The following is a 24213-nucleotide window of genomic DNA, read 5'->3' as shown; positions in this document are numbered from 1 at the left end:
ACATCACAACCGGCCGACGGCTTCTTGAAAATAACTGTTCAATGTTTCACGAATCTCCCTTTTATCGAGCAGATCCGGACGCCCCTGACCACTGAAGGTATTGGCATACTGCTCCAGTTCTTTTTGAATAAAATCATTAATAACGGGAACAGAAGCACATTGTGATACTTCTGGTGCATTGCGTTTACTATCCAGCAAACGATAAATATCGGAATGGATGGCTGCGGGAGCCACACTTTGAACCAGCTTTTCAAATTCTACAGGTGGCGGCGTGCCATACGCCTCAATAAAGCGCAGTGCCAAAAGGGAACGAAGTACGTAGAAATATTTTTTCAGCTTCACTGTGTCCTGGAAAAGAGGCTCTCTGGCATTTCTTCGCGCCATGTGGCTGTAATGATATTGCAGGGCCAGCCTGTTCATGACTTGAGGAGCGTAGTTTCTGAGTTGCTCAGCAAAAGAATTTTTTTCAATATATCGTATCGGACTGTTGAGCCATTCGATCAGTGCACCGTTTGTTCTTGTAAATAAATACAAGGCTTTTCTGATATCCCAACCGCCACAATCAATTTCGTCCACAATGGGATACTCGATAACATCTCGACGATACTCCACGTCAAATGAAAGATACCACTCCGGCCTGTGCGCGTAGATGAAACGAACGTCATAATCCGAATCTTCTGAAGCAAAACCCCATGCCCTGCTCCCTGATTCACAGGCATAGAGTATAGTTACATTATGTTCCACTTCTGCTGCTCGCAATCGATCAAGAATTGTTGTTTGAATTTTTTCAGATATCATGGTCAGTATAGTTGTTTTGTATGAAAACGGAATCGTGACAACTGGTTATACAATGTTACTGGTCACAAATCAAAAACTCTTGTTCCCCACCCGTATTCACCTTTGGTTGAAACAGACATACATTTTCAGGCAGTACTGCTCAATTTCCTTACGCTGTTGAATACAGGTTCTGGCTGATGGATACTTGACTTCTGTCCTCAGGTCGCCTAAGCTGATTTCTCTTAAAGGGGATGAAATATCGAATACATAACACGGCAACATCCAAGGTCCGGGTTGCTCGCAGATAGTTTTTTTCAAAAATTTTATGAAAATACGACAGACGGTTAACCTGATGGTGTGTGCGATAGCGCTGTTTTCTTTCCATGTAGCCAAAGCTGCCGACAGTGCAACACCCCAGGAAATATATAATGGCGTTCACAGGGGAGTGGCACTGCTCCAATCAGAAGGGGCACAGGGCCTGGAGGCGTTTAACGACCCCAAGGGGGCCTTTGCCTGGAAAGACACCTATGTACAGGTTTATAACTGTGGGAGTCAACAGATTGTAGGCCATATCAATCCAAATCTCCTCAAGTGGAGTCCTGAAAAATTCAGCTCTATTGTGGACATTCGCGGCAATGCCATCACTCGACTTATTTGTGAAGCGGCTGAGGATCCCAAAGGCGGCTGGGTGGAATATTGGTGGCCCAAGGCGGGAGAAACAAAACCTGTTCGCAAGGTTACCTACGTTCTGCAGGTACCCGGTCAGCCGTACCAGGTTTCCGCAGGCATTTATGACGAAGATATGAGTCTTGAAGAGTTGAACAAGATGATTCAGAAATAATAAGAGTCGCGGAAAATAATTACTATCCAAAAATTGCGTAGGATATCGGTTTGGTAACGTCGTCGCGTCAATGGTTCCATACTGGGTGGTATTGAGCCATTGACGCGACGACGTTACCGAGTTGATAGACAGGCAAGATTGGATAATTTATTTTTGCCGTGACCCTTAACTCTCAAGGTGGCAATAAAGCTTCCTGACCAAACCTCTCAGCCAAAGAGAGAATCAAAGCCTGACATATCCAGATGAGGTTTTCGCAATTTGAGAAAATCCAGATATGCTGTGCCATTACAACTGAGAATGCGCTCTGCAGGAAACTCTACAGACCTGATCAAAGCCAGACATTCATCAAAGTTACCTACTTTATCGGCAAGGTGAGCATCACTGCCAAAGGTGAGATACCCACCCTTATTACCAACAGCTTCGGCAAGGGCGGCACAATTATTTCTGCTGCCCACTCTGGACGTTGTGAAAGAAGAATTATTAATTTCAATAAGTACATTATTATCCACAGCCGCTTGGGCTACCTCTTCTGCATTGAGGGGAAAACGTGGATTGCCACCGTGGGCAAAAACATCTACCTTGCCAGATTCCATTGCCCTGATAACAGCTTCCGTATGTTGACGTTTTGAGCCTGGGGTTACAATGGGCTCATGAAATCCGAAAAGTACAATATCCATCTGGCAGCGGGCATCCTCATCGATATCAAGCTCACCATGAAAATTAATAATATTTGCCTCCACACCGCGCAACAGTCCGACGCCGTGCATAATGCGGGGTAAAACTTTCATATTCATAAAAAACCACACATGGGGTGCCCCAGGCATTGCCGGCCCATGATCGGTGTGGGCCAGCAGTTTGATTCCACGGGCCGCAGCCACATTGATATTTTCAGCAAGTGTGGAATAGGCGTGGCCACTGGCCACGGTATGGGTGTGGCTGTCAACTTGAATATGCATTATAATCTCCCGGAAAAACAAGCCGACACAACGTTTTGTGCCTGCCTGCTAAAATATCCCTTTGATGTTAGAGGTAAAATCCAACCATTCAACAGGCAGAAGCTCCCTGAATTCAGGTGTCATGAGAAGAATATTGCAAATGGCAATTACCGAACAGCAGCCTGCAACCAATCGTTCACCCCACTTGCCGGTGGTAATGGTAAGGGGTGCCCTGAAATTTTTCCCCCAGGGGTACAGTAACTCAATTCCCTGATCTGTACAAAAATCTGACAACAGGTGCGTTGCATACCCGACCACCAGACCGGCCTGAATCGAACCTGGCAAATTATCTGTTATACAAAATAGCGAGACCAGAGCTAAAAAGCTGTGGGTTATACCTCTGTGGTGACTGAATCCCACGGCAAGCAACACCAGGGCGATGATAATCGTCTCACTGTTCACCTTGTAATACAAAACAAGGATAGCAAGGGCCAGGTATGATACTTTGGTGAGCCCCAGGGAGACATTAATTTTCCCATTTCCATGATCTATATCCGGCAAATAACTGCCAGCTGCAGCTGATGCAAAAAGAAATATCGAGGGTACAATAACATTGGCAGTCACAAGGGTTGTTGTAACGGCCATTCCAATAATAAAATGCGTTTCACCTTTCATAAACATCTAATGAGAATTTCTCTAAAAATAATAGCTTTTCCAAAGGCTCGAGTTGTTTGATGAACGTAACCGCGAACCCAAACGCCTATTTTCACCAACCCGACAGAAGGTTGCAAGTATTTTTAAGAATATCAGGCATTTTCTCAATATCAGCCAAGTACTTCACCCTAAAAGCAACGGGATAGTTTAGCCGCTGGTCACAGACACTCCACAGAACCTCACACTGGTCGTTTACCTCTTTGAACGACCGCGGTTTCAAGCATAAATAGAATAACGGAGTCTACGATTACCTGCTCAAAATCGCGTTTATCCAAATATGAAGCATCTGTGATCAGTTACAGTTCGGAGGCGAGTGATACCAAGAGGATGCAGCCCCCGTGATGAACAACGAGAGATGGTGAACGATTACAGGAGAAGCCACATCTTTCTCCATCTCCCCAGGTTTTCTCTTTTTTATTTGACGGGCGGATGTCAATCAGTGTACATACAATTTGTAAAACTAAAAATACTATTTTCATCCACAAAAAAAATACGCTGTAATTTTCAGTGGCGTAAGACCTTGTAGGACCAGGTGGTTCGCCATACTTTCACTGCACATACAACAGAGGATGAGCATGCCTGTGTTTGCCGTGAACACTCCTGCCGTTTCTGACCTGGCATCAAGTGAAGATAGCACCAGCACAGGATTGGCTTCCAGAGAACAAACCGTTATGACTGATCCACAAAGCTACACGTTTCTCAACAACCAGACATTCAAACATCCCAAGGTTCGTTGGCGGGTTATTGAGTATCTGCTGCACCAGATGCTTGACCAGTCTCTGCGAGTTCATGAGCCGTTACCAGGCATCACTGATCTCTGCGATCATCTCGGTGTCAGCCGAACCGCTGTCCGGGAAGCCATCAATGTACTGGTTGCCAAGGGCATGGTTGCGTCCAGGCCTGGCGGAGGAACATATATTCAACCCCTTTCCTCATGGATGCTGCTGGATCCCGAGGTCCTCTGCTGGCTGCGGGAAAGTGATATGGCCATGTCCATCATCGAACACCTGATGGAAGTCCGCTTGATATTTGAGCCAGAGGCAGCAGCACTTGCTTCCCTTCGTGGTACCATGGAGCAGTTTATGGCTATGAATGAAGCCCTGTCCAGAATGAGCGCCGGTGAAAGTTTACGCACCCCTGAATCCGTGCAGGGAGATATTGATTTTCACAATCTGATACTGAACACTTCGGGTAATATTTTCCTAGCTCGATTGCGTGATCTGTGCATGGTTTCCGTAGAACTGGTCGTACGCCTGACCTTCGAAAGGGTTGAATCCGTTGCTGTGAGCATAAAAAATCACCGGCGCCTGCTTGATGCCATTACCTCACGCCAACCGGACCTGGCACGTAATGAAGCAAAACGTGTGCTTGGAAAAACAGTACAGGACCTGCAACAACTGAACATCCCATTTCGCCGCGATATTCTACAGCAACTGGGAGGTGAGGAGGAATAAGTCTCCTCATCCTGGCAGATGAAAAACGGAAAATCCAGAACAGCATGTTCGTACCTATAAACAACCAGACTCCCACTATGCAGCAGACGCTTACCGATAGAGAGCCCCAGGTGCTTTATCTTTTTTACCGGAGGAATCCATGGTAATCGTACTCATCGGTCCAATGGGGTGTGGCAAGACAACCATCGGTAAATTATTGGCCGAACACATGGGGTGGAGATTTGCAGATGGTGACGACTATCATCCAGAGGCAAACATAGCAAAAATGGCTTCCGGCACCCCTCTGAACGATAATGACCGACAGCCATGGCTGGAACGACTGGCAGAGATGATTCAGCAGGCCATTGCCGATAACAGGCCATTGGTGCTTGCCTGTTCAGCCCTGAAAAACGCCTACCGGCAGACTCTGGGCATTGACCAGCAAAATGTCATATCAGTGTACCTCAGAGGCAGCCGGGAGCTCCTTGCCCAGAGAGTGACAGGAAGACGTCATCAATACATGAACAATGTTCTGCTCAACAGCCAACTGGCAACCATGGAAGAACCCGTGGATGGCCTGATTATCGACATCAGCGCCTCTCCGCAGCACATAGTTACCCACATCACCAATCAACTTTCAGACAGCTATAAACACATGAGCGAAAAAACAATGAAGCAAACTATCGGAATCGCAGGCCTTGCAGTCATGGGAGAGAACCTGGTTCTCAACATGGCATCCAAAGGATATTCGGTCTCAGTGTACAATCGCACATCCAGCAAGACTGAAAAATTTGTGAATGGCCGGGGAAAAAATGACAAAATTCATGGATTCACAGAAATTAAGGATTTTGTCGACAGTCTTGAACGCCCAAGACGAATAATGATGATGCTCAAGGCCGGAAACCCGGTAGATCAGTTCATCGAGCAACTGTTACCTTTCCTTGAAGCCGGAGACCTTATAATTGATGGCGGCAACTCCAACTACCATGACACCAACCGTCGCCTTGCAATGCTCAGGGAACGAGGCCTGCTCTATATAGGCACAGGTGTTTCAGGCGGAGAAGAGGGTGCACTCAAAGGTCCATCCATCATGCCCGGAGGATCGGCTGAGGCCTGGCCCCTGGTTAAGGACATTTTTACAGCAACATCTGCCCAACTTGAAGATGGGTCATCCTGTTGCGCCTGGATGGGCCCTGAAGGTGCCGGACATTTTGTAAAAATGGTTCACAACGGCATTGAGTATGGCGACATGCAATTGATCTGCGAAGCATACCAGTTCATGAAAGATGTCCTTGGTATGGATCACTCTGCCATTCACGACACATTCGCCAACTGGCAACAGGGAGATCTGAACAGCTACCTCATTGAAATAACAGCTGAGATAACTTCTCACAAAGATGAAGACGGCGCACCGCTGCTGGATAAAATACTTGATGCTGCTGGACAGAAAGGAACAGGTAAATGGACTGTTAACGCAGCTCTGGACAGTGGTGTTCCACTATCTCTGATCTCGGAATCAGTCTTTGCCAGATGCTTATCCAGCAATACAGAGCTTCGCACCCTTGCTGCAGACACCTTTCACATACCGACTCCTGCATTTGATGGAAACGTTCAGCACATGCTCGACCACCTTGGCACAGCTCTCTACTGCGCCAAAATCATTTCCTACACGCAGGGATTTGGCCTCCTCCAGGCAGCGAGCCAGGAATTTAACTGGGGACTGGACTTTGCTTCCATCGCCCGCATTTGGAGAGGTGGCTGCATAATCCGCTCTGTTTTTCTTGATCATATTGCCGAAGCATACCAGGGAGATAAATATCCTGCCAACATGCTTCTTGCACCCTACTTTACCGACACTCTGCAAAAAGGCCATGCCAGTTTGCGTGAGGTACTTGCGACAGGCGTGAAAGCGGGCATTCCCCTGCCCTGCCATAGCGCAAGCCTCGCCTATTTTGACGGACTGAGAACAAAAAGATTGCCGGCAAACCTGCTTCAGGCACAGCGTGACTATTTTGGCGCGCACATGTACGAACGTACAGACAGGCCCAGGGGTGAATGGTTCCACACAAACTGGACCGGAACTGGCGGCGACACGACCTCCACAGCGTATTCCAAGTAATTTACGGAATACGAGGAATCGTCTGCCAGCATATTCCACGCCCGTTGGATGAGCAGAATCCGGCGAACATGGATTGGACAGGCTATAACTCGTCCTGATTGTTGAAAAGCTCTTAATATCGAAACTGGGCTGAACCGGTTTTGTACTTCCTACCGCTCCTGCATACCTCCTTGGTAAGAATGCAAAATATGGTTTCAGCCCCGTCCTATTCCCACCACATTGCAGCAGTCAATGGCAGCAATTTTGTTTTCCCTGCTTCGGCTTGTTTCTTCCCCCCTTTGTGATGACGGCGTTATATCGTTGAGACGACACACCATCAAAAATGATTTTCATAAGAAAATAAAATACGTCTTCAGCGGTTTATCCACTCAACCTTTCCCACCATCCCCTCCTGAACTCGCCATTAGCGGGAATATTGCCCAAATCACCTGATGAGCCATTTTTACGGGCATCCCCGTACCAATTCGCCTGTTTTTTTATTGACGATACCCAGAGATTCAGTGTACAGATGCTTTACAAACGAAAATAATATGATTTTTTAACGCTATAAAAAATATTTTATTTACACATTGATTGTCAATGCCTGGTCAAAAAGTTATCCCCTGGCATCCATACAATGTCATAGAGATTTTCAGATGCATCCAACCGAAAGCCGAGAAATCACTTTTAATGCCTGTTATATCAAAGGTAAACACGATCTTTCCATCAGTCCCAAAAAGCTGGAATACAATCCAGCCGAAGAGGTGCTCGTAAAAATCAGCCGCGGTGGTATCTGTGGCTCTGATATTCATTATTTTCAGCATGGAGGTGTAGGTGACTTTCTGCTCAAACACCCTATGGTTTTAGGCCATGAAGTCATTGGCACAACGGAAGACCCTGACACGGGGCAACAGGTGCATGTTGCAGTCAACCCAAGCCGTCCGTGCAACGCCTGTGCATTTTGTCTCTCAGGAAACAGCAACCTGTGCCTGCACATGCGATTTTTCGGCAGTGCCATGCTTACCCCCCATGTCGATGGTGGTTTTGCGGAATATGTAGCGGTTCGTCCTGACCAATGTGTCCCCTATGATGGACAAAAAGATGACTCCATCATGGCGTTCTGTGAACCACTGGCTGTTGCCATCCACGCCTTGAATCAGGCAGGAAATGTCCTTGGTAAAAAGATCCTGGTTACCGGATCAGGCCCAATCGGCGCACTTATCATCGCAGCCTGCAGAACTGCAGGTGCAGCCGAAATTATCGCGACCGATCCTGTTGGAAAAAATCGTGACCTGGCTTTGACCATGGGGGCTGACAGGGCATACGCACCAGACGATAGTGTCTTGGCGGGTTTTACGGATAAAAAAGGATATTTTGACGCCAGCTTTGAAGCATCCGGCGCAATCCCGGCTATTCAGGCCAACATAGATTATACCAAAGCCGGTGGCACAATGATCCAGGTAGGCATGAGTCCTGGAATGGCAGACATACCTGTTACCAGATTTCTGGCCAAGGAAATCCGCTATGCCGGAGCATTTCGCTTCAAAGATGAATTCATCACTGCCGTGCAATGGTTGGAAAAAGGCCTGATTGATCCAGGCCCGCTGCTCACCCGAGTATTTGATTACCGGGATATTGTTGAGGCTATTACCTATGCCGCTGATAAAACCCAGGCTTTCAAGGTTCAGATATCATTTGATGAGTAGATATCTTTCCCGCGAAAAGCACGTGATAAAATAGGTACAACGGTAACATACAGTTTGAACCACAACGCTAACACAAGATACAATTGCAAAAGGAAATGATTGATCATGAAAAATCTTTTTGACCTCTCCAACCGAAGAGCGCTGGTTACCGGTTCAACTAGGGGAATTGGCAACCTGCTTGCCAGAGGCCTTGCTGCCCATGGGGCAAGTATTGTCATCAATGGTACGACCCAGGAACGTGCGGAACAGGCTGCTCAGGAGCTGGTGGTAGAAGGATATGATGCCAGTGCCGTGGCCTTTGATGTTCGTGACAAAAAGGCGATTATAAGCGGAGTGGAAACCATCGAAAAGACCATTGGCCAGATTGACATTCTTATCAATAATGCCGGAATTCAGCGCAGACACCCGTTTCTTGAATTTCCTGAAGAAGAATGGGATGAAATCATCGAGGTCAATCAGAAATCCGTTTTCCTTGTTTCCCAGGTGGTAGGAAAATATATGGTCGAGCGGCAGGCGGGCAAGATCATCAATATCTGCTCCATGCAATCTGAACTGGGACGTGACACCATCACCCCCTATGCAGCTTCCAAGGGGGCTGTAAAAATGATGACCAGGGGAATGTGCGTGGAACTGGCACGCTATAATATTCAGGTAAATGGCATTGCCCCAGGTTATTTCAAGAGTGATATGACCAAACCCCTGGTTGAAGACAAGGAGTTCAGCGCATGGCTCTGCAACCGGACGCCTGCCAATCGTTGGGGTGATCCCGAAGAACTGATAGGAGCAGCGGTATTTCTCAGTTCCAAGGCCTCTGACTTTGTTAACGGTCATCTGATTTTTGTTGATGGAGGTATGTTAGCGGCAGTTTAAAGCCGAACATTTATAAAAGGCCCTCACAACATGCAGGGCCCATGCAAGCCGGTGTTTATCTGGAGAGGAGGTCTGTTGAAGTTCAGGTGAATACTGTCTTCCCGGTACAACAAACACAGGAGGAGAATAATGAAAACATTATCCAAAGTTGGTGCCTTGATTCTGTCGTTTTCATGCATGGCGACGACTGTTTTTGCAGCTGACGTCAATCTTAAATTTGCCAGCACAAATGCTGCAGGAGAACAGGCATTTCTGGTCCAGAAGCAGTGGACTGATTCGGTGGAGACTGCATCCAACGGTCGTATCAAAATTGACCTGCTGCCCCTTGACGCGGTTGTCAAATCTTCAGACCTGTTGACCGGAGTAAGAAACAGCATTATCGATGGTGCGGTATCCACATCAGCCCATTACGCTGGCGATGACGCAGGATTCGGTTTAATTGGAGACACCATCAGCGCATGGAACAGCGATGAAGATATTCTGAAATTCTATTATTTCGGCGGTGGCCTTGAGGTTGTAGATAAAATATTCCAGGCATACGGCGCCAAACTGATCGGCGTGTGTGTTACCGGCGCAGAATCCCTTCCTTCCAAACTGCCGCTGCACAAAGTGGAAGACTTCAAGGGCGTAAAAATGCGTGCGCCATCCGGACCAATCCACAAATTATTTGCTAAAATGGGTGCAGCCCCCGTCGGACTTCCAGGTTCAGAGATCTATACAGCTCTTGAAAAAGGAGTTATCGATGCCGCTGACTTCTCCACGTTTTCCAATAATCAGCAGCAGGGTGTCCATGCCATAGCCAAATACCCTATCTACCCGGGAATTCACTCTTCCCCTACTGTACACATCATCATGAACTTGAAAAAATGGAATGCCCTGCCTGAAAACGACAAGGTATTTCTGCAAATGTTCTTCAAAGGACTGGCTCTGGATTCACTCCTGAAACCCCATTACGAAGATCGCATCGCATACAGCAAAGCGATCAAAGAAGGTGTTACTCCCATTGCCTGGAGTGATGAAGAAAAAGCCAAGGTTCGCGCTAATGCCCGTGAAATCTGGGAAGATATTGCAAACAAGTCTGAAATCGGCAAGATGTATTACGATGCCCTGCAAGAGTTTTTGACATCTCAGGGGATGAATTAATCGTAACAGTTCATCGGGATATGAAAAAACAGACGTAACCCAAAAACTGTAACCGCTTATTCAGTGCCCAGGCACTTCAAACAGGTCACTACGCTGTTGTTGATTATGTGCTGAAGCGCCTGGTCGGGTTATGCAGGGAAGCGGTTACAGCAAATCTGCTTTTCGAGATGTGAGACATCACCGTCCGTGGCTACAGATACGTCGTCCCGAACGGGATATTTTTGGTTCGTATACAGGGAGTTCTCCATGAAAAAGAGCCTGGTAATCGACCGGATCTTTATTCGTCTTGGCCATTTTGTTTCTGTCCTGTTTCTGGTCGTAGTCTGTATTAGCTTTTTTGAAGTGATAATGAGATACGTTTTCAACTCGCCCACCATCTGGGTGCATGAGACCACCTCATTTCTGGTCAGTCTGGCCATGCTGTTTGGAGGTATCTCTGTTTACGCCTCGGAAAAACATATTGCCATGACGTTCATAGCTGACAGTTTTCCGGTTATTATTCGCTGGTACACGACCCTCTTCGTCGAAATATGTACCCTGGTTTTCGCGATCATGATGACCTATGGGGCATTTCTTTCAGCCAAAGACGCATTCATTTCTCCATTTGGAAAATTCCGCATGCAAACATCGGGATCAGCTCTGGATATGCCGTTTCCGGCCTTGAACAAGGGCTTTTTCTTCCTGACCTGTGTCATGCTTGTCTTTTTGGTTATTCTTCATCTGCTACGTCATGTGATGTCTTATGGAGAGGCCAAAAAAGAACATATCGCCGCAAAAAAGGGAGAGTAACATGCTGAGCGCCTTGGGGATCGCCACCGGTACATTAATCATCTTTCTGATGATGCTGTCATTACTTTTTGTCGGGATGCCGCTTGGCTTCCTAACCGGTTTTATTGCCCTTTCCATGTCGTACCTGTGGTTCGGTAACGTAGCCATGATGCAGATGGTTGCTGCCCGTGTCAGTGATTTCACAACCTCATATACTTTTATTGCAGTCCCCATGTTTGTACTCATGGCAACAATGCTGGATAAAACAGGTATTGCCAAAGACCTCTACAATGCCATGCGGGTAATGGCCGGTCGCATACGGGGCGGTGTTGCCATTCAATCCATGATTGTGGCAGTGATTCTGGCTTCCATGTCAGGTATTATCGGAGGCGAGACCGTGTTGCTGGGCATGTTGGCCCTGCCGCAGATGCTTCGCCTGGGGTATAACCAAAAACTTGCCATAGGAACGGTGGTAGGCGGCGGTGCACTTGGCACCATGGTGCCTCCAAGCATCGTGTTGATTATTTACGGCATGACTTCAAACGTTTCCATTGGCGACCTGTTTCTTGCTGCCATACCTGCCGCAACTATTCTTTCAGGCATGTACATGGTGTATATCCTGGTCCTGTGTAAAATTCGCCCCGATTATGGCCCAGCCATGGACAAGAGTGAAATGGACCAGATGACCCGTGCTGACCTGAAAAAAATGTTTATGGATATCTTAATCCCGATCCTCATCGCTGTCTGGATTCTGGGAAGTATTTATGCAGGTATTGCTTCTGTTACCGAGGCCGCATGCGTGGGTGTGGTCGGAGTTGCTATTGCCGCCGCTATTCGAAGAGAACTCACTTTTGCCATTATTTTCGATTCTCTCAAACACACCATGAATACCGTTGGCATGATTATCTGGGTTGGAATTGGCGCCACCATGATCATAGGTGTCTACAACCTGATGGGCGGGGATATTTTTATACACAACCTGTTCATGGGGCTGAACATGCCGCCAATTTTCACCATCCTGATTATGATGTTTATCCTGCTTATCCTGGGAATGTTTCTGGACTGGATAGGTGTCGCTATGCTTACAATGCCAATCTTTGTCCCCATTATTACCAATCTGGGATACGACCCAATCTGGTTTGGCGTCCTGTTCTGTGTCAACATGCAAGTATCGTTTTTAAGTCCGCCCTTTGGCCCGGCTGCCTTTTACCTGAAGAGTGTCGCTCCAGAAGGAATAGAACTCACGGATATTTTCAAATCAGTATGGCCATTTATCACCATGCAGGTGATCACCCTGGCCATACTCATTATTTTCCCAGGTGTGGTAAAGTGGATTTATACCTGAATCACTGTTAGTCCGAATAAATATACAGTTCACAGGGCCTTTAAGGCCCTGTGTCAGTTTTTGGGTAAATCGGAATATCTATTTTTTTCTTCTCACAACAATATACAGGCCAACTATACCAGCGCCGAAAAGAAGCATGGTGGCTGGTTCAGTAGAGATACTTCAAAATCACCAGTCGCATGCATTACTATATTCTGGCCTTAAGAAAAAGTGCCTGCCTCCCCATAGTCCTGTGATGTTGGATCATAGTCGCCTCGCAAACTGATCCATGTTGGCCACGGCCCTGTATAAGTAGTTAGTACCTGATCACAGATACTTCACGGAGTCTCCGCTTACCTGGAATCTTCGCTAACCGGCGAAATAAAACTGCGCTTGCACAAAGCCGAAGCAGTCGTGACCAGTTACTGTATTGAAGATCAACGATATTTCATAAACAGTGTTTGCTGTCATCACCAGGCCTGTATACACATTACCAGCTACGCACCTCCAATAGAAAAAGCATAGAAGCCCCGTTGATCATTCCCGGCATAATGATAAATACAAAGTTCATATCAGCTCATACCAAGAATAATCGATAATTTTTGATAAAATATTAGCGTATTACAGTCTTCATTTGGTAAAAGTAGCCTGCTTATGCAGGGATTGAGATGTGCATAGATCCTTGAGCAAGCCGGGAAAATATACAGACCTGTAGAATTACAGGCACCTCCAGTGTATTATCAGCTACATATTGAAAATACTGAAAAATCTACCGCAGCTATTTTGATAGCCATCGCATGATTTTTTGTAATCTTTTGATCCTTTGGGAACACTGCTAACACGGAAGAACGAGAAGTTTCCACTGACTCCGTTGCGCTCCGCGACCAACCTTCCCGTTATGTAGCTAAAATTTCACTACTATTCTGATTTTAGGCAAAAAGGAGAAATGAAAAAATGAGATTGAAACCGGTTTCTTTGCTGACAATGATTTTAATGCTGACCTACTCGTCATCCTGGTGCCAGGAACCTACCTATAAGCAGGGCGTCAATATATTTATAGAAACCGGTGTGACCCAACCGGACCAGATACCGACCTGGTATGCCCCTATGGTCGCCATGCCATATGCCCCCGTATTCGAGATTCTTGCAACCAAAGGTACTCAGGGACGGTATTATCAGCGTACCTATGCGGTGACGATAAAAGACATTGTCAAATGGCATGGTCATGATTGTGAAGGAATTACACATGTTGCCAATTGCTGTAAAACGGCTTTCAATATCCTTTTCCCTGACGGAATCATAGACAGGAGTGTGCTTAAAGGGATTTCAGGAACAGGGCCCTGCTGGTCGGACGGGCTGGCTTTTCTTACCGGGGCACGTCTCCAATACGGCAATCTGGGGTTCTTTAAGAATAACGATTATAATCATGCGATTATCCTGTATCGTGAGGATACCGGAGTCGCTGTTCTGGCAACATGGAAAAAAGGAATCAACAACATCCCTGACGAACCGGTTGTTCTTCCAGGTGAGATCACATGGAAGACAAAGGTTGATATGCAGAAAGTCATTGATCTGAAGAGAGTCGTCAAAAATGCAAAAGGACATCCTGACCCTTATCAGGTAGATCTCATGCGTTACTATCAGTGGCAACATGTCAACGATATTCTGAGTCGTCCACTGAGTGAAAGTTATCAGGCTGAAATCATAGAGAACTTCAAATGGGAGGATTGGGTTGATACAACAAAAACAGTAGCCAATCCTCATAAACGCGGAGATATCCGTCTCAAAAACTATCCTTACCGTGAAAGACCTGTTCTAGAAGGAAAATGAACCACGTGTAGTACCGCTTGCAAGATTTTATGTGTGGTTTAAAATGGTTGGCATTTTTAATGCCAGCACCTTAGCTCCAGGACTGCCTCCCCTGCCCTGTTAACACCTGTGAGCTTGGCGTTGAGCCTCTCAAAAAAGATTGACCAATATAAACAATGTTTATATTGAAATCTCAGTGATGAGAGCACGAATAATACAACGCCAGGCTCCTTAATCTCAACAATATTTATTGTATCATGCAAATATTACGGTAATTATTTGAACAAAAACCATTATTTAAACAGCGCATGTCCAAAAATGAGAATTTTTGCTCAAGTTTGGGTAAGCGTAGACTCCGAGGCATGCGATAAATTTTACCACAGACATAGAGCTGATATCGGAGTCTGCGCTTACCTTCGAGGATACAATTTTGAGCATAACGCAAAAACGAGACAGGTAAGCGAGGAACGAAACGCCGAAAAGCCCATTTATGGATAGGCTCCTAACCATTAAGCAAATCCAGAGTCCGCTGGTGCAGTTCCCTGGTTGCGGCAGCTATGACCTGACCCGTTGATTGAGCTGTAAGAGGTTGCCCCAGCCAGTCAGTGATAACCCCGCCAGCTTCTTGAATGATGGGAACAAGGGGCAGGTAATCAAAAGGGTGCAACTCAGACTCCACTACAAGATCAACAAAACCGGAAGCCAGCAGGCAATAGATATAACAGTCTCCTCCAAATCTCGAATCACCAACGGTTTCTATGAGTTTCCAGATGACCGGTTTTTCACTTTCATGGAAATAGAGGGGTGAGGTTGTGCACAGGGTGGCATCTTCTATTCGAGCACATCTGCTTACAGTGCAACGGTTCCTGTTTCCGTCACGATCTGTAAAGTAACACCCTCCACCGAGAAAAGCGTTCCAGGACTCTGTAAGGGCAGGCATTTCCACAGCGCCAACCACAGGAACCTGCTCGTGCAAAAGGGCGACCAGCGTCCCCCAGACAGGATGACCGCTGATAAAGCTGCGAGTTCCGTCTATTGGATCCAGGGACCAGACATACTTTGCCTGGAGGTTGTCATCTCCATACTCTTCGCCCAAAATACCGTGATCAGGGTAACGCTCCTGGATACTCTTGCGCAACAGGGCCTCTGTATTACGATCCGCAGTGGTGACAGGACTCTTATCCGTTTTCACATCAACAGTACAGTTACTTCTGAACAACTGTTTTGCACATTCTCCACCTTTGCGAGCAATATCAGCTGCAAATTGCGAGAATACGGATATATTTTCAGTCAGATTCAGTTGTGTTTCCATATACTTCTTTCTTCTCCGCCATAAACAATTACAAAACTATAGACGTAACTGGTTACAAATATGGGAGATCTTCAAGCTTACCTGTCTCCTCTGTGAGTAGTTACCTATAGACTACGACATATTATTCGGCTTCATCTACTTTTGCATCGCCTTGTCTCAAGTTATGTATTTTTTCCTTTGTTGTATCTTTCAGGTGGAGAAACTTGTCTTTCACACTTCTGGCAGCACCTGAAGCCTCTTCCTTGATTCCTGCAGCTGTTCCTTTTACTGCCTCTTTAGCGATAATAGCGGTATTGGCCTTAATGCCCTCTCCAATACCTTTACCATTAACCTGCATCCTGGTTTCATGCAGGTCATCCGCTGAATCCCACACAGCATCCTGACCTGCCGATGTGACATAGAGTACTTCCGCTATGCCCTCATTTTTATAGTACACCCGTAAAGGAGTTCCCCATCCATCGGTGACAGGCAGTTCCTCTTTTTCCCATTGAATATAGGTGCCAGCCTTGGTGGTCTGACGGTCTAATTTTTCAGCCCACTGATTCAGTAGCTGTTTTGTCTGTTTTTCCTCTTTGCTCGCCCAATCTGTGGCAAAAAGAAAACCACCGATGATGAACAACGCAAAAATAAACAGTTGGGTATTCAGTTGCCTGAACAACTCGATCATGACTTTATCCTTCAGCAAAACTTTTGTTCAATATTTACGAATGCCTAAAACATCCTGTATGCACTAAAAGCAACAACTGTGTGGAAAAATTCTCTTTCAAAAATATAACAAAGCCTTCTCTTTTTTGCTAAAAAAACATGCCCTACCTATTTACAGGTTGTATTTATCTGAAAAAGGTGTATGTTATATACCATTCCATTACAAGTAAAAGTAAGGTCCATTTTTGTAGTCCTCGTCAACTCCGTTATTTATCCAACGTAGTTCGTCAGCACAGATGTTCATACTGCATACTTACATAGGAAAAACGGTATGAATGTTACTCGCTGAAAATCGGCAACAAATCATGCCGAAAGCTAACCATATACGGTGTTCGTATATTTTGAAGATTAGCAAATACACAGGATTTTTTTCGGAAATGGGTGCACCTGTTGAATGTGTATCCAAAGTACGTTGGAGCGTTGATGAGTTTTAAAAAATTTAATTTTTCCACACAATTAGAAAAAAATATTGCTGCTTGCGGCTATTCCACACCAACACCAATCCAGGAACAGGCCATTTCACCCATCCTGGCTGGTCGGGATTGTGTGGGGCTTGCCCAAACGGGCACAGGTAAAACCGCTGCATTTGTTTTACCGATATTGCAATCCTTGCTACACACCCAACACAGTGGAACCCAGGCTGTTATCATAGCTCCCACAAGAGAACTTGCAGAACAGATCCACCAGAATGTTCAAAGCATGGCCCAAAAAACAGGATTACGCAGCATAGTCATTTATGGTGGTGTAGGCAAACATCCTCAGCTTAAAGGGCTGCGCTCAGGTGCAGATATTATCGTCGCTTGTCCGGGAAGATTGCTTGACCTCCTCTCAGAACCAGATATTTCGCTCAATAGTGTAAAAACCTTGGTTCTTGATGAAGCTGATCACATGTTCGACCAGGGTTTTCTTCCAGACATTAAAAAAATAATTCGTCAATTACCGAAAACACGGCAAAACCTTGTTTTTTCTGCCACCATGCCAAAAGCGATTCGCGCTCTTATAGCAAATATCCTGGTTGATCCGGTTAAAGTACAGGTCAAACACAGTGAGCCTGCAGAAACTATTTCCCATGGATTATACAAGGTTTCCACGTCTCGAAAAACAGAGCTCCTGAAGCACTTGCTGCGCGACAAAGAAATGACAAGTACAGTGATTTTCACCCGTACCAAATTCAAGGCCAAAAACCTTGCACAACAACTGGAGAAATCCGGTTACAAGGCAGTGGCATTGCAAGGCAACATGTCTCAGTCAAAGCGTAAACACGCAATGGACGGTTTTCGCAACGGCACCTACAGCGTATTGGTTGCAACGGATATAGCTGCCAGGGGGATTGACGTGAGCAACATCTCCCATGTTGTAAATTATGACGTGCCGGATACGGCGGAAACGTACACACATCGAACAGGCCGAACCGGAAGAGCAAAAAAACACGGTCATGCCATCTCTTTTGCTGACCAGGGTGACATGGCAATGATCGGCAATGTTGAACGTAAACTCGGTATCAAAATGACTAACGAAACATTTGAGTTGCCAGAGAGAAAAGAAAAAAATACTGCACCGCGCCCTGCGACCAAAACTCACAACAAGGCAGCGAACAGCAAATCAACAAAACGTCCAGGCAAAATGAGGAGTCGTCGCAGCAAGGTGGTTTCTCCCATTGCCGGATAATTCATTGCAATAATTTAATGATTTAACAATGGTAATTCCATATTGTTTTACTATGGAGTTACCGATCAAACTGAAACGTTACAGTTTGATCATACACCAAAAAGCCCCGAGCGGGGTGACCTAGAAAGGAGTAGTACTCAATGGTAGAAGGAACAGTTAAGTGGTTTAACGATTCAAAGGGTTTTGGTTTCATCGAGCAGGATGGCGGCAAAGATGTCTTTGTTCATCATTCAGCAATCCAGGCCCAGGGTTTTAAAACACTGGAAGAAAATGCACGGGTTCGCTTTGAAGTAGTTGATGGCGCTAAAGGCCCAGCTGCTGCAAATGTTGTTCAGTTATAAGAACGACATATAGCCAATGGCATGAAGCTCCGCATTGTACAATACGGAGCTTTTTTTTTCGCTAGCAGACCTGACGCAGCGTATTATGTGATACGTAACCAGGCTGATCGTTAATACTTTTCGTCGGCATATCCAATCCAGCCGCCGGCTTCAACCAGCGCCTTATCAAAGCCGCCCAATTCAAACTCAAGTTCTTCCACCTGATCCCCAGCAGAAAAAACCAGTTTTCTCTTTTCAAAATCAGTCGTTACTGTTGTATCCTTGCCTGCAAAACGTGCAAAGAGCTGTTCAATGGTGTCACTGGGAAGCTGCACTGCCATTAAACCGCAGTTATACATATTCTGTCTGAAAATACGGGCAAAGCCAACACCTATAACTATATTAATGTTGTTCACCTCCAATGCCCATGGAGCATGCTCCCGGGAAGAGCCGCAGCCGAAATTATCACGGGTGACAATAGCTGCCTTGCCGGCTATATCCTGCCTGGGATCAAAACCAGTCATTTCAAGATCCTCCAGCAAGTAAGGCTGCAGTGCTTCCTTACTGTTTTCGGTAAGATATCTAGCTGGAATGATTTCATCTGTATTTATATCGTCACGATCCAGAAAAAGGACCTTGCCACTGAAATTTTTCATAATACTATCTCCTGCTCTTTATTGGGCTGTATCCAGTTGACCGCTGATTGCCGAAGCCGCAGCAGTGGCAGGGCTTACCAAATGAACCATGCCGCCTTTCCCCATACGTCCGCTGAAATTACGATTGGTCGTAGAAACACAGACCTCTCCGTCTGCAAGTACCCCGTTACTCATCCCCAGACAAGCCCCGCAGGTTGGGTTGGTGACACAAAAACCAGCATCCATGAATATTTTGATAATCCCCTCTTCCAGTGCCTGTGCATAAATTGCAGGGGAAGCAGGAGAAACAATGGCTCGAATACTGTCATGTATTTTCTTACCTTTGAGCACATCAGCAGCAGCCCGCAGATCTTCGATCCGACCATTGGTGCAGGAACCGATATAAACCTGATCAATGGCCGTACCTTTCATCTCACTCACAGGACGTACCTGATCAGGTTTGTACCCGAAGGTAGACATTGGCACGATCTCTGATGCATCAATTTCCACGGTTTCCGCATACACAGCATCAGCATCGGCACAGTAGCGGCTATATTGGGTGAGAGCTTCTTCTTTTGAAGAAAATTCATCCTTGATAAACGGCCACAGATACTCCACGGTTGTCATGTCTGGAGCACAGATACCGCAGGTCCCTCCAGCCTCTACAGCCATGTTGCACATTGTCATACGTGCTTCCATGGACAGCTCCTCAACCACATCACCGGTAAATTCCATAACCTTTCCGGTAGCGCCGTTTACTCCGATCCTGCTGATAATGGAAAGGATGAGGTCCTTGGCATAGACGCCTTTCTGCAACTTTCCGGTGATATTAACTTTCATGGTCTGTGGAGTCCGAAACGCACAAACACCTTTCAAAATACCTACCGCCAGGTCAGTTGTTCCGACCCCTGCTGCAAAAGCGCCGAATGCTCCGTGGGTGCAGGTATGGGAATCTCCCATTATCACGGTGTAACCCGGACGAACAAAACCTTTTTCCGGGAACAGGGCGTGGCAGACACCGTTGCGTCCAATATCAAAAAAATCTTTAATATTGTGGCGCCGTGCCCAGTCACGGAGAATTTTTCCCTGTGTTGCCGTCTTTGAGTCCTTGGCAGGTGTAACGTGATCAATGACAGCCTTGATTTTGTCCGGATCAAACACGCGATCAAGTCCCCTGGCAACAAGATCATTGATTGCGATAGGGGTGGTGATCTCGTGACAGAACACCGCATCTAATTTTATAACCTGAGTATCCTCAAAAGGGACATCAACCAGATGCTCGGCAAATATTTTTTCTACAATGGTTTTTCCCATAAAAATACCTCTTGAAACTCTTCTGATGAAACGCCTCACATCACCGACCATGAATCAGACTTGCCATGCGTCTTTTCAGTCAGTCCTGCAAAGTGCTTTAGTTGTGCCACCCATGGTGGTCATGTCTTCCGTATTATGGTAACTTGGTCACAGGTGCTTCAGATTTTGGCAAACGCGGTTTTTTGCTGGTAAGCGGAGACTCCAGGTAAGCGGAGACTCCGCTAGGCAATCTATGCGAGAAACCGCGATCGTGCAAAGAGATAAACGACCAGCGGGAGACTTCGCGGAGTACCTGTGATCAGTTACTATTTCCCGGTAAACCGTTATGCTGGAACTACCCTACATGACTGCACGCAATAACTCAAATTCATAATTATTATAACAACGATTCCATACAGGAATAGAAGCACGATATCAAAAGAAGCGATCTTTCTATAATAAATGAATAAATCTGAATTTCAGTACATTTGATCACTTTGTCAGAGAGTGAATTTGACATCAAAACCGATTCTACGTTAACATAACAAGAGTGAATTACAGACGTTGCCTGTTATTGCGACGGATGTATGAATTTCTCTTCTTCTTGTGTCTCCCTTTGTTATGTACAACAGCCAGAAGAACCTGATTCCACCGCTGGGAGTCTTTTGGCTGCATACAATATACTATCGTTACCATCTTGGGTAACACGTCATATTTCTTTTTGCCGGTCTTCATTCACTACTGGCCGGTATTGCTTTCTGTATAGGTAAATCCTCATAGGGGAAATGCCCGAGACTAACAATTCCCCTATAATTGTAACTCGTTGCAGCGTGCCTGAAGTTTTCACAACCAGACCGGCATATTGGGTCATACGTAAGCCAGACTGATCGCGGACAGATCAGGTGCACTGTGGCCAGTTACCTCTATGCCAGTTACCTCTATACAACAGATGCGTTGCTGTACCACCACGGTATGCAAAGGACTGACTACGCAAATTATATTCTGATATTTCTGCATCAGCACTTTAATCCGAACAAGGAGAAACATGGTGAAACAGGAAAAGAAAATGATTTCCAGAAAGAGACTCCTGCTGCTTCTGACGATTTTAATTTTTTCTGCCCCACCGGTCGTCATAGGAAGTCCTCAAAATACTATCCATCCTGACCTGACAGAACAGGAAATGTTGATGCCATGCTCCGACTGCCACAGTGAAACAACCCCTGATCTACAAAAAGAATGGTTCAACTCGATCCACGGGCTCGCCATGGTAAAATGTTATCAGTGCCATGGAACCTTCGAAACCTTCAAAGTTACTCCAGAACGCGAAGATTGTGCGGCCTGCCACGCGGACATGCTGAAGAAATGTCCCGCCGACAAACCGTGCTGGGACTGTCATGTGCCCCACTCGTTCAAAACAGCGAAGTAACCGGAAAGATAGCGAACATAACGAAGGAGACTATAGAATGGCACAGACACGACGAGAATTTATAAAAAAAGCAGCCGCACTTTCCGCCGCCTCCTATGCAGGCCTGGACCTGTCCATCGACAGGGGTTCAGTGGCAAACGCCAACGAAAATATCAGCTGGCACCGTGGCTCTTGCCGCCTTTGCGGTGTAGGTTGCCGCGTTGAACTGGGTGTAAAAAACGGTAACCCAGTCGGCTTACGTGGTGTCCCCGAGGCTAGAACCAATTTCGGATACCTCTGCATGAAAGGCATGCATTTCTGGAAATGCATGGGTCATCCGGACCGCCTGGTCAAGCCACTATATCGCAAAAAGAAAACCGACACCTTCAAGGAAATCTCCTGGGATGAGGCGCTCAACATTGCAGCAGACGAATTTGCCAAAGCGCACAAGGAAGGAGGCGGCGAGGCCGTGGCATATTACGGCTCCGGTCAGGCACTCACAGAGGAAACCTATTTTTTTCAAAAAATCATGCGCGGGGGCCTGCAATCCAACAACGTAGAGGGTAACCCACGCCTCTGCATGGCCAGTGCAGTGGGCGGATACCTTACATCATTTGGAGCGGACGAACCGATCGGTGGCTACTCCGACATCGAAAAAGCCCACTGTTTTTTTATCATTGGCTCCAATACAGCTGAAGCTCACCCTGTCCTGTTTCGGCGAATAATGCGACGCAAGCTCGACAACCCGGATACCGTCAAAGTAATCAACGTTGACCCACGACTTTCTCAGACCTCCAGAATTGCAGATAAACACCTGCAGTTCAAACCAGGCACCGACCTGGCTCTGCTTAACGCCATGGCAAACGTAATCATCGAAGAGAAACTCTACGATGAAGATTTCCTTAACAAATATACCACCTTTAAAAGCGGTAAAGAGACTGTTGACTTTGAGGCATACAAAGCGCAGGTTGCCGAGTATACACCGGAAAAGGTCGTTACAATCTGTGGCAACTCGTTCAGCGCGGATGATGTTCGAGAAACGGCAAGATGGTTTGCAAACTCCAAGGGGACCGTCAGCCTCTGGACCATGGGCCTTAATCAGCGCAAACAAGGCGTATGGGCCAACAACCTGGTCCACAACCTGCATATACTCACAGGCCAGCTCCTCAAAGACGGTGCTGATTCCCTTTCCCTCACCGGTCAACCCAACGCCTGCGGTGGTGTTCGTGAAGGCGGGGGCCTCTGCCATATACTGCCAGGGCACCGTCCGGTGGCAAATGAAAAGATGCGTACCCAGGTGGAAAAAGCCTGGGGAGTTCCCCAAGGTCGTATTCCTCCCAAACCCGGCCTGCACACAATGGCCATGTTCAGTGCCATAAACGATGCCAGGATCAAGGCAATCTGGATCAACTGTACCAGCCCGGTACAGTCATTACCCAACTGCAATCTGTATAACAAGGGAATGGCCCGGGAAGATGTATTTATCATCACCACCGATATCTTCCACACCCTGACCACGCAAACCGCCAATCTTGTACTGCCCACCTGTTTCCACTTCGAGAAAACCGGTGTATACGGCTGCACAGAGAGGCGCTCACAGCTAACGAAAAAGGCTATCGAACCACCGGGAGACGCTAAACCCGAAGTCTGGATTATCCGTGAGTGGGCCAGAAAACTTTCCGAAAAATTAAACGATCCGGTCATTGCCCAATGCATCAAGCCATTTGAAGGGCTTGAGGAAGGATACGAGTTGCCCAAGGCTATCTGGAACGAATATTCCCAAAAACTCACAGCCCATCGTGACAACGATCTGCGGGGGGCAACCTACGAAGTACTTGAACAGATGAAAGACGGTGTTCAATGGCCAGCGCCTACTGAAGAATACGCCCTCACCGGGGGCACGGTGAAGAAGTTTGTCAAGGGACGTGACCCGATGGCTGATACAGAATCCAAGGACGACCTGCCATATCAATTCTACGGTCCTGCCCACCCGGATCGTAAGCTGTGGATCTGGCTACGTGACCAGGCTGATCCCGAAGAAATACCTGACAGCGAATATCCCTTTTATCTCTCCACCGGACGCATCATCGATCACTGGCATACCATGTCCATGACCGGCCGTGTACCTGAACTCCTTCGGGCAAACCCATACGCACACGTGGAGATAAACCCCAAAGATGCACAGAAGCTTGGCATTAAACCGGGCGACATGGTTGAGCTGACATCGCGAAGAGGTGTCAACATTATGCCGGCCAAGGTGTATGAAGGTCCGGTGGAAGGTATGGTCTTCGCCTACTGGCACGACCAGCACAAGGACCGGATGATCAACAAGGTAACCAAGGATGCCATTGACCCTGGTTCCAAAGAACCGGAATTCAAAATATGTGCGGTCAGGGTTAAAAGGGTTTCCGGCCCCCAACCCCTGAAGCCCTATCTTGTTGGATAATGAAAAGAACG

General features: G+C 46.6%; 21 protein-coding genes and 1 pseudogene. 14 read left to right on the top strand and 8 right to left on the bottom strand.

The genetic code is table 11. The annotated features are described in order from the left end of the window. Nucleotides 1–3: 3 nt before the first annotated feature. A complete protein-coding gene (locus G493_RS0103405; protein ID WP_035273470.1) occupies nucleotides 4–798 on the bottom strand; it encodes a nucleotidyltransferase domain-containing protein in 795 nt (264 codons plus the stop codon). Nucleotides 799–1102: 304 nt separating this feature from the next. On the opposite strand from G493_RS0103405, the gene G493_RS0103395 reads away from it, so the two are divergent. After that, nucleotides 1103–1618, top strand: coding sequence for a cache domain-containing protein (locus tag G493_RS0103395; RefSeq protein WP_028579245.1), 516 nt, complete (start codon nucleotides 1103–1105; stop codon nucleotides 1616–1618). Nucleotides 1619–1824: 206 nt separating this feature from the next. Here the strand turns inward: G493_RS0103395 and G493_RS0103390 are convergent, their stop codons facing one another. Both G493_RS0103390 and G493_RS31725 read right to left on the bottom strand, forming a co-directional pair. Then, on the bottom strand, nucleotides 1825–2574 hold the full coding sequence (locus tag G493_RS0103390; RefSeq protein ID WP_028579244.1) for a phosphatase: 750 nt from the start codon (nucleotides 2572–2574) through the stop codon (nucleotides 1825–1827). Nucleotides 2575–2622: 48 nt separating this feature from the next. Then, complete coding sequence (locus G493_RS31725) at nucleotides 2623–3228, bottom strand: metal-dependent hydrolase (RefSeq protein ID WP_161629785.1); 606 nt, start codon at nucleotides 3226–3228, stop codon at nucleotides 2623–2625. A gap of 614 nt (nucleotides 3229–3842) precedes the next feature. On the opposite strand from G493_RS31725, the gene G493_RS0103380 reads away from it, so the two are divergent. From G493_RS0103380 to G493_RS0103345, 8 genes and pseudogenes are all read left to right on the top strand, one after another. Beyond that, nucleotides 3843–4721 (top strand): FadR/GntR family transcriptional regulator, encoded by an 879-nt coding sequence (locus tag G493_RS0103380; RefSeq protein ID WP_028579243.1) that lies wholly within the window; start codon nucleotides 3843–3845, stop codon nucleotides 4719–4721. Nucleotides 4722–4860: 139 nt separating this feature from the next. Beyond that, a pseudogene (locus G493_RS34770) lies at nucleotides 4861–5292 on the top strand (gluconokinase); the annotation flags it as partial. A gap of 78 nt (nucleotides 5293–5370) precedes the next feature. Next, nucleotides 5371–6819, top strand: coding sequence for a decarboxylating NADP(+)-dependent phosphogluconate dehydrogenase (gene gnd, locus G493_RS0103375; protein ID WP_028579242.1), 1449 nt, complete (start codon nucleotides 5371–5373; stop codon nucleotides 6817–6819). Nucleotides 6820–7454: 635 nt separating this feature from the next. Further along, entirely contained in the window at nucleotides 7455–8504 is a 1050-nt protein-coding gene (locus tag G493_RS0103365) for a zinc-binding dehydrogenase (protein ID WP_028579240.1), read from the top strand. 105 nt (nucleotides 8505–8609) lie between these two features. After that, nucleotides 8610–9374, top strand: a complete 765-nt coding sequence (gene idnO, locus G493_RS0103360; protein WP_028579239.1) for a gluconate 5-dehydrogenase — start codon at nucleotides 8610–8612, stop codon at nucleotides 9372–9374. Between the two features lie 129 nt (nucleotides 9375–9503). Then, the gene (locus G493_RS0103355) at nucleotides 9504–10517 is read left to right on the top strand and encodes a TRAP transporter substrate-binding protein (protein ID WP_028579238.1); all 1014 of its coding nucleotides are present in this window, start codon (nucleotides 9504–9506) and stop codon (nucleotides 10515–10517) included. A gap of 246 nt (nucleotides 10518–10763) precedes the next feature. Then, nucleotides 10764–11306: a TRAP transporter small permease gene (locus tag G493_RS27600; protein ID WP_051308978.1), complete on the top strand. Its 543-nt coding sequence runs from the start codon at nucleotides 10764–10766 to the stop codon at nucleotides 11304–11306. A 1-nt stretch (nucleotide 11307) separates the two neighbouring features. Beyond that, nucleotides 11308–12630, top strand: coding sequence for a TRAP transporter large permease (locus G493_RS0103345; protein WP_028579237.1), 1323 nt, complete (start codon nucleotides 11308–11310; stop codon nucleotides 12628–12630). A gap of 78 nt (nucleotides 12631–12708) precedes the next feature. Here the strand turns inward: G493_RS0103345 and G493_RS34765 are convergent, their stop codons facing one another. Beyond that, entirely contained in the window at nucleotides 12709–12789 is an 81-nt protein-coding gene (locus G493_RS34765; protein ID WP_408608798.1) for a PEP-CTERM sorting domain-containing protein, read from the bottom strand. Between the two features lie 774 nt (nucleotides 12790–13563). Here G493_RS34765 and G493_RS0103340 point away from each other — a divergent pair. After that, nucleotides 13564–14439: a formylmethanofuran dehydrogenase subunit E family protein gene (locus G493_RS0103340; RefSeq protein ID WP_028579236.1), complete on the top strand. Its 876-nt coding sequence runs from the start codon at nucleotides 13564–13566 to the stop codon at nucleotides 14437–14439. A gap of 481 nt (nucleotides 14440–14920) precedes the next feature. Here the strand turns inward: G493_RS0103340 and hisN are convergent, their stop codons facing one another. Together hisN and G493_RS0103330 are read right to left on the bottom strand one after the other, a co-directional pair. Continuing rightward, a complete protein-coding gene (gene hisN / locus G493_RS0103335; protein WP_028579235.1) occupies nucleotides 14921–15730 on the bottom strand; it encodes a histidinol-phosphatase in 810 nt (269 codons plus the stop codon). Nucleotides 15731–15851: 121 nt separating this feature from the next. Next, nucleotides 15852–16397 (bottom strand): hypothetical protein, encoded by a 546-nt coding sequence (locus G493_RS0103330; RefSeq protein WP_028579234.1) that lies wholly within the window; start codon nucleotides 16395–16397, stop codon nucleotides 15852–15854. A gap of 461 nt (nucleotides 16398–16858) precedes the next feature. Between G493_RS0103330 and G493_RS0103320 the strand changes: the two genes are divergently transcribed. Together G493_RS0103320 and G493_RS0103315 are read left to right on the top strand one after the other, a co-directional pair. Continuing rightward, the gene (locus G493_RS0103320; RefSeq protein ID WP_028579233.1) at nucleotides 16859–18103 is read left to right on the top strand and encodes a DEAD/DEAH box helicase; all 1245 of its coding nucleotides are present in this window, start codon (nucleotides 16859–16861) and stop codon (nucleotides 18101–18103) included. Nucleotides 18104–18243: 140 nt separating this feature from the next. Continuing rightward, nucleotides 18244–18444, top strand: coding sequence for a cold-shock protein (locus tag G493_RS0103315; RefSeq protein ID WP_028579232.1), 201 nt, complete (start codon nucleotides 18244–18246; stop codon nucleotides 18442–18444). 110 nt (nucleotides 18445–18554) lie between these two features. On the opposite strand, the gene G493_RS0103310 is transcribed toward G493_RS0103315, so the two are convergent. Together G493_RS0103310 and G493_RS0103305 are read right to left on the bottom strand one after the other, a co-directional pair. Then, nucleotides 18555–19079, bottom strand: coding sequence for a 3-isopropylmalate dehydratase small subunit (locus tag G493_RS0103310; protein ID WP_028579231.1), 525 nt, complete (start codon nucleotides 19077–19079; stop codon nucleotides 18555–18557). Between the two features lie 18 nt (nucleotides 19080–19097). Then, nucleotides 19098–20372 carry a 3-isopropylmalate dehydratase large subunit gene (locus G493_RS0103305; protein WP_028579230.1) on the bottom strand — a complete coding sequence of 425 codons (1275 nt, stop codon included), beginning with the start codon at nucleotides 20370–20372 and terminating at the stop codon, nucleotides 19098–19100. Nucleotides 20373–21396: 1024 nt separating this feature from the next. Here G493_RS0103305 and G493_RS27595 point away from each other — a divergent pair. Further along, nucleotides 21397–21777, top strand: coding sequence for a cytochrome c3 family protein (locus tag G493_RS27595; RefSeq protein ID WP_232363708.1), 381 nt, complete (start codon nucleotides 21397–21399; stop codon nucleotides 21775–21777). 37 nt (nucleotides 21778–21814) lie between these two features. Further along, nucleotides 21815–24202, top strand: coding sequence for a molybdopterin oxidoreductase family protein (locus G493_RS0103290; RefSeq protein ID WP_028579228.1), 2388 nt, complete (start codon nucleotides 21815–21817; stop codon nucleotides 24200–24202). The last annotated feature ends 11 nt before the right edge of the window (nucleotides 24203–24213 follow it).

Source organism: Desulfogranum japonicum DSM 18378, from assembly GCF_000429945.1.
Classification (GTDB): domain Bacteria; phylum Desulfobacterota; class Desulfobulbia; order Desulfobulbales; family Desulfobulbaceae; genus Desulfogranum; species Desulfogranum japonicum.
This window is presented reverse-complemented; position numbering and strand designations above follow the sequence as displayed.

What these genes read in the sequence shown, in the direction of transcription:
- hisN (WP_028579235.1), bottom strand. Translation starts at nt 15,730, where the DNA reads ATGGAAACACAACTGAATCTGACTGAAAATATATCCGTATTCTCGCAA.
- G493_RS0103365 (WP_028579240.1), top strand. Translation starts at nt 7,455, where the DNA reads ATGCATCCAACCGAAAGCCGAGAAATCACTTTTAATGCCTGTTATATC.
- G493_RS0103305 (WP_028579230.1), bottom strand. Translation starts at nt 20,372, where the DNA reads ATGGGAAAAACCATTGTAGAAAAAATATTTGCCGAGCATCTGGTTGAT.
- G493_RS0103345 (WP_028579237.1), top strand. Translation starts at nt 11,308, where the DNA reads ATGCTGAGCGCCTTGGGGATCGCCACCGGTACATTAATCATCTTTCTG.
- G493_RS0103405 (WP_035273470.1), bottom strand. Translation starts at nt 798, where the DNA reads ATGATATCTGAAAAAATTCAAACAACAATTCTTGATCGATTGCGAGCA.
- G493_RS0103310 (WP_028579231.1), bottom strand. Translation starts at nt 19,079, where the DNA reads ATGAAAAATTTCAGTGGCAAGGTCCTTTTTCTGGATCGTGACGATATA.
- G493_RS0103320 (WP_028579233.1), top strand. Translation starts at nt 16,859, where the DNA reads ATGAGTTTTAAAAAATTTAATTTTTCCACACAATTAGAAAAAAATATT.
- G493_RS0103355 (WP_028579238.1), top strand. Translation starts at nt 9,504, where the DNA reads ATGAAAACATTATCCAAAGTTGGTGCCTTGATTCTGTCGTTTTCATGC.
- G493_RS0103380 (WP_028579243.1), top strand. Translation starts at nt 3,843, where the DNA reads ATGCCTGTGTTTGCCGTGAACACTCCTGCCGTTTCTGACCTGGCATCA.
- G493_RS0103395 (WP_028579245.1), top strand. Translation starts at nt 1,103, where the DNA reads ATGAAAATACGACAGACGGTTAACCTGATGGTGTGTGCGATAGCGCTG.
- gnd (WP_028579242.1), top strand. Translation starts at nt 5,371, where the DNA reads ATGAAGCAAACTATCGGAATCGCAGGCCTTGCAGTCATGGGAGAGAAC.
- G493_RS0103330 (WP_028579234.1), bottom strand. Translation starts at nt 16,397, where the DNA reads ATGATCGAGTTGTTCAGGCAACTGAATACCCAACTGTTTATTTTTGCG.
- G493_RS0103390 (WP_028579244.1), bottom strand. Translation starts at nt 2,574, where the DNA reads ATGCATATTCAAGTTGACAGCCACACCCATACCGTGGCCAGTGGCCAC.
- G493_RS27595 (WP_232363708.1), top strand. Translation starts at nt 21,397, where the DNA reads ATGGTGAAACAGGAAAAGAAAATGATTTCCAGAAAGAGACTCCTGCTG.
- G493_RS0103315 (WP_028579232.1), top strand. Translation starts at nt 18,244, where the DNA reads ATGGTAGAAGGAACAGTTAAGTGGTTTAACGATTCAAAGGGTTTTGGT.
- G493_RS0103340 (WP_028579236.1), top strand. Translation starts at nt 13,564, where the DNA reads ATGAGATTGAAACCGGTTTCTTTGCTGACAATGATTTTAATGCTGACC.
- G493_RS27600 (WP_051308978.1), top strand. Translation starts at nt 10,764, where the DNA reads ATGAAAAAGAGCCTGGTAATCGACCGGATCTTTATTCGTCTTGGCCAT.
- G493_RS0103290 (WP_028579228.1), top strand. Translation starts at nt 21,815, where the DNA reads ATGGCACAGACACGACGAGAATTTATAAAAAAAGCAGCCGCACTTTCC.
- G493_RS31725 (WP_161629785.1), bottom strand. Translation starts at nt 3,228, where the DNA reads ATGAAAGGTGAAACGCATTTTATTATTGGAATGGCCGTTACAACAACC.
- idnO (WP_028579239.1), top strand. Translation starts at nt 8,610, where the DNA reads ATGAAAAATCTTTTTGACCTCTCCAACCGAAGAGCGCTGGTTACCGGT.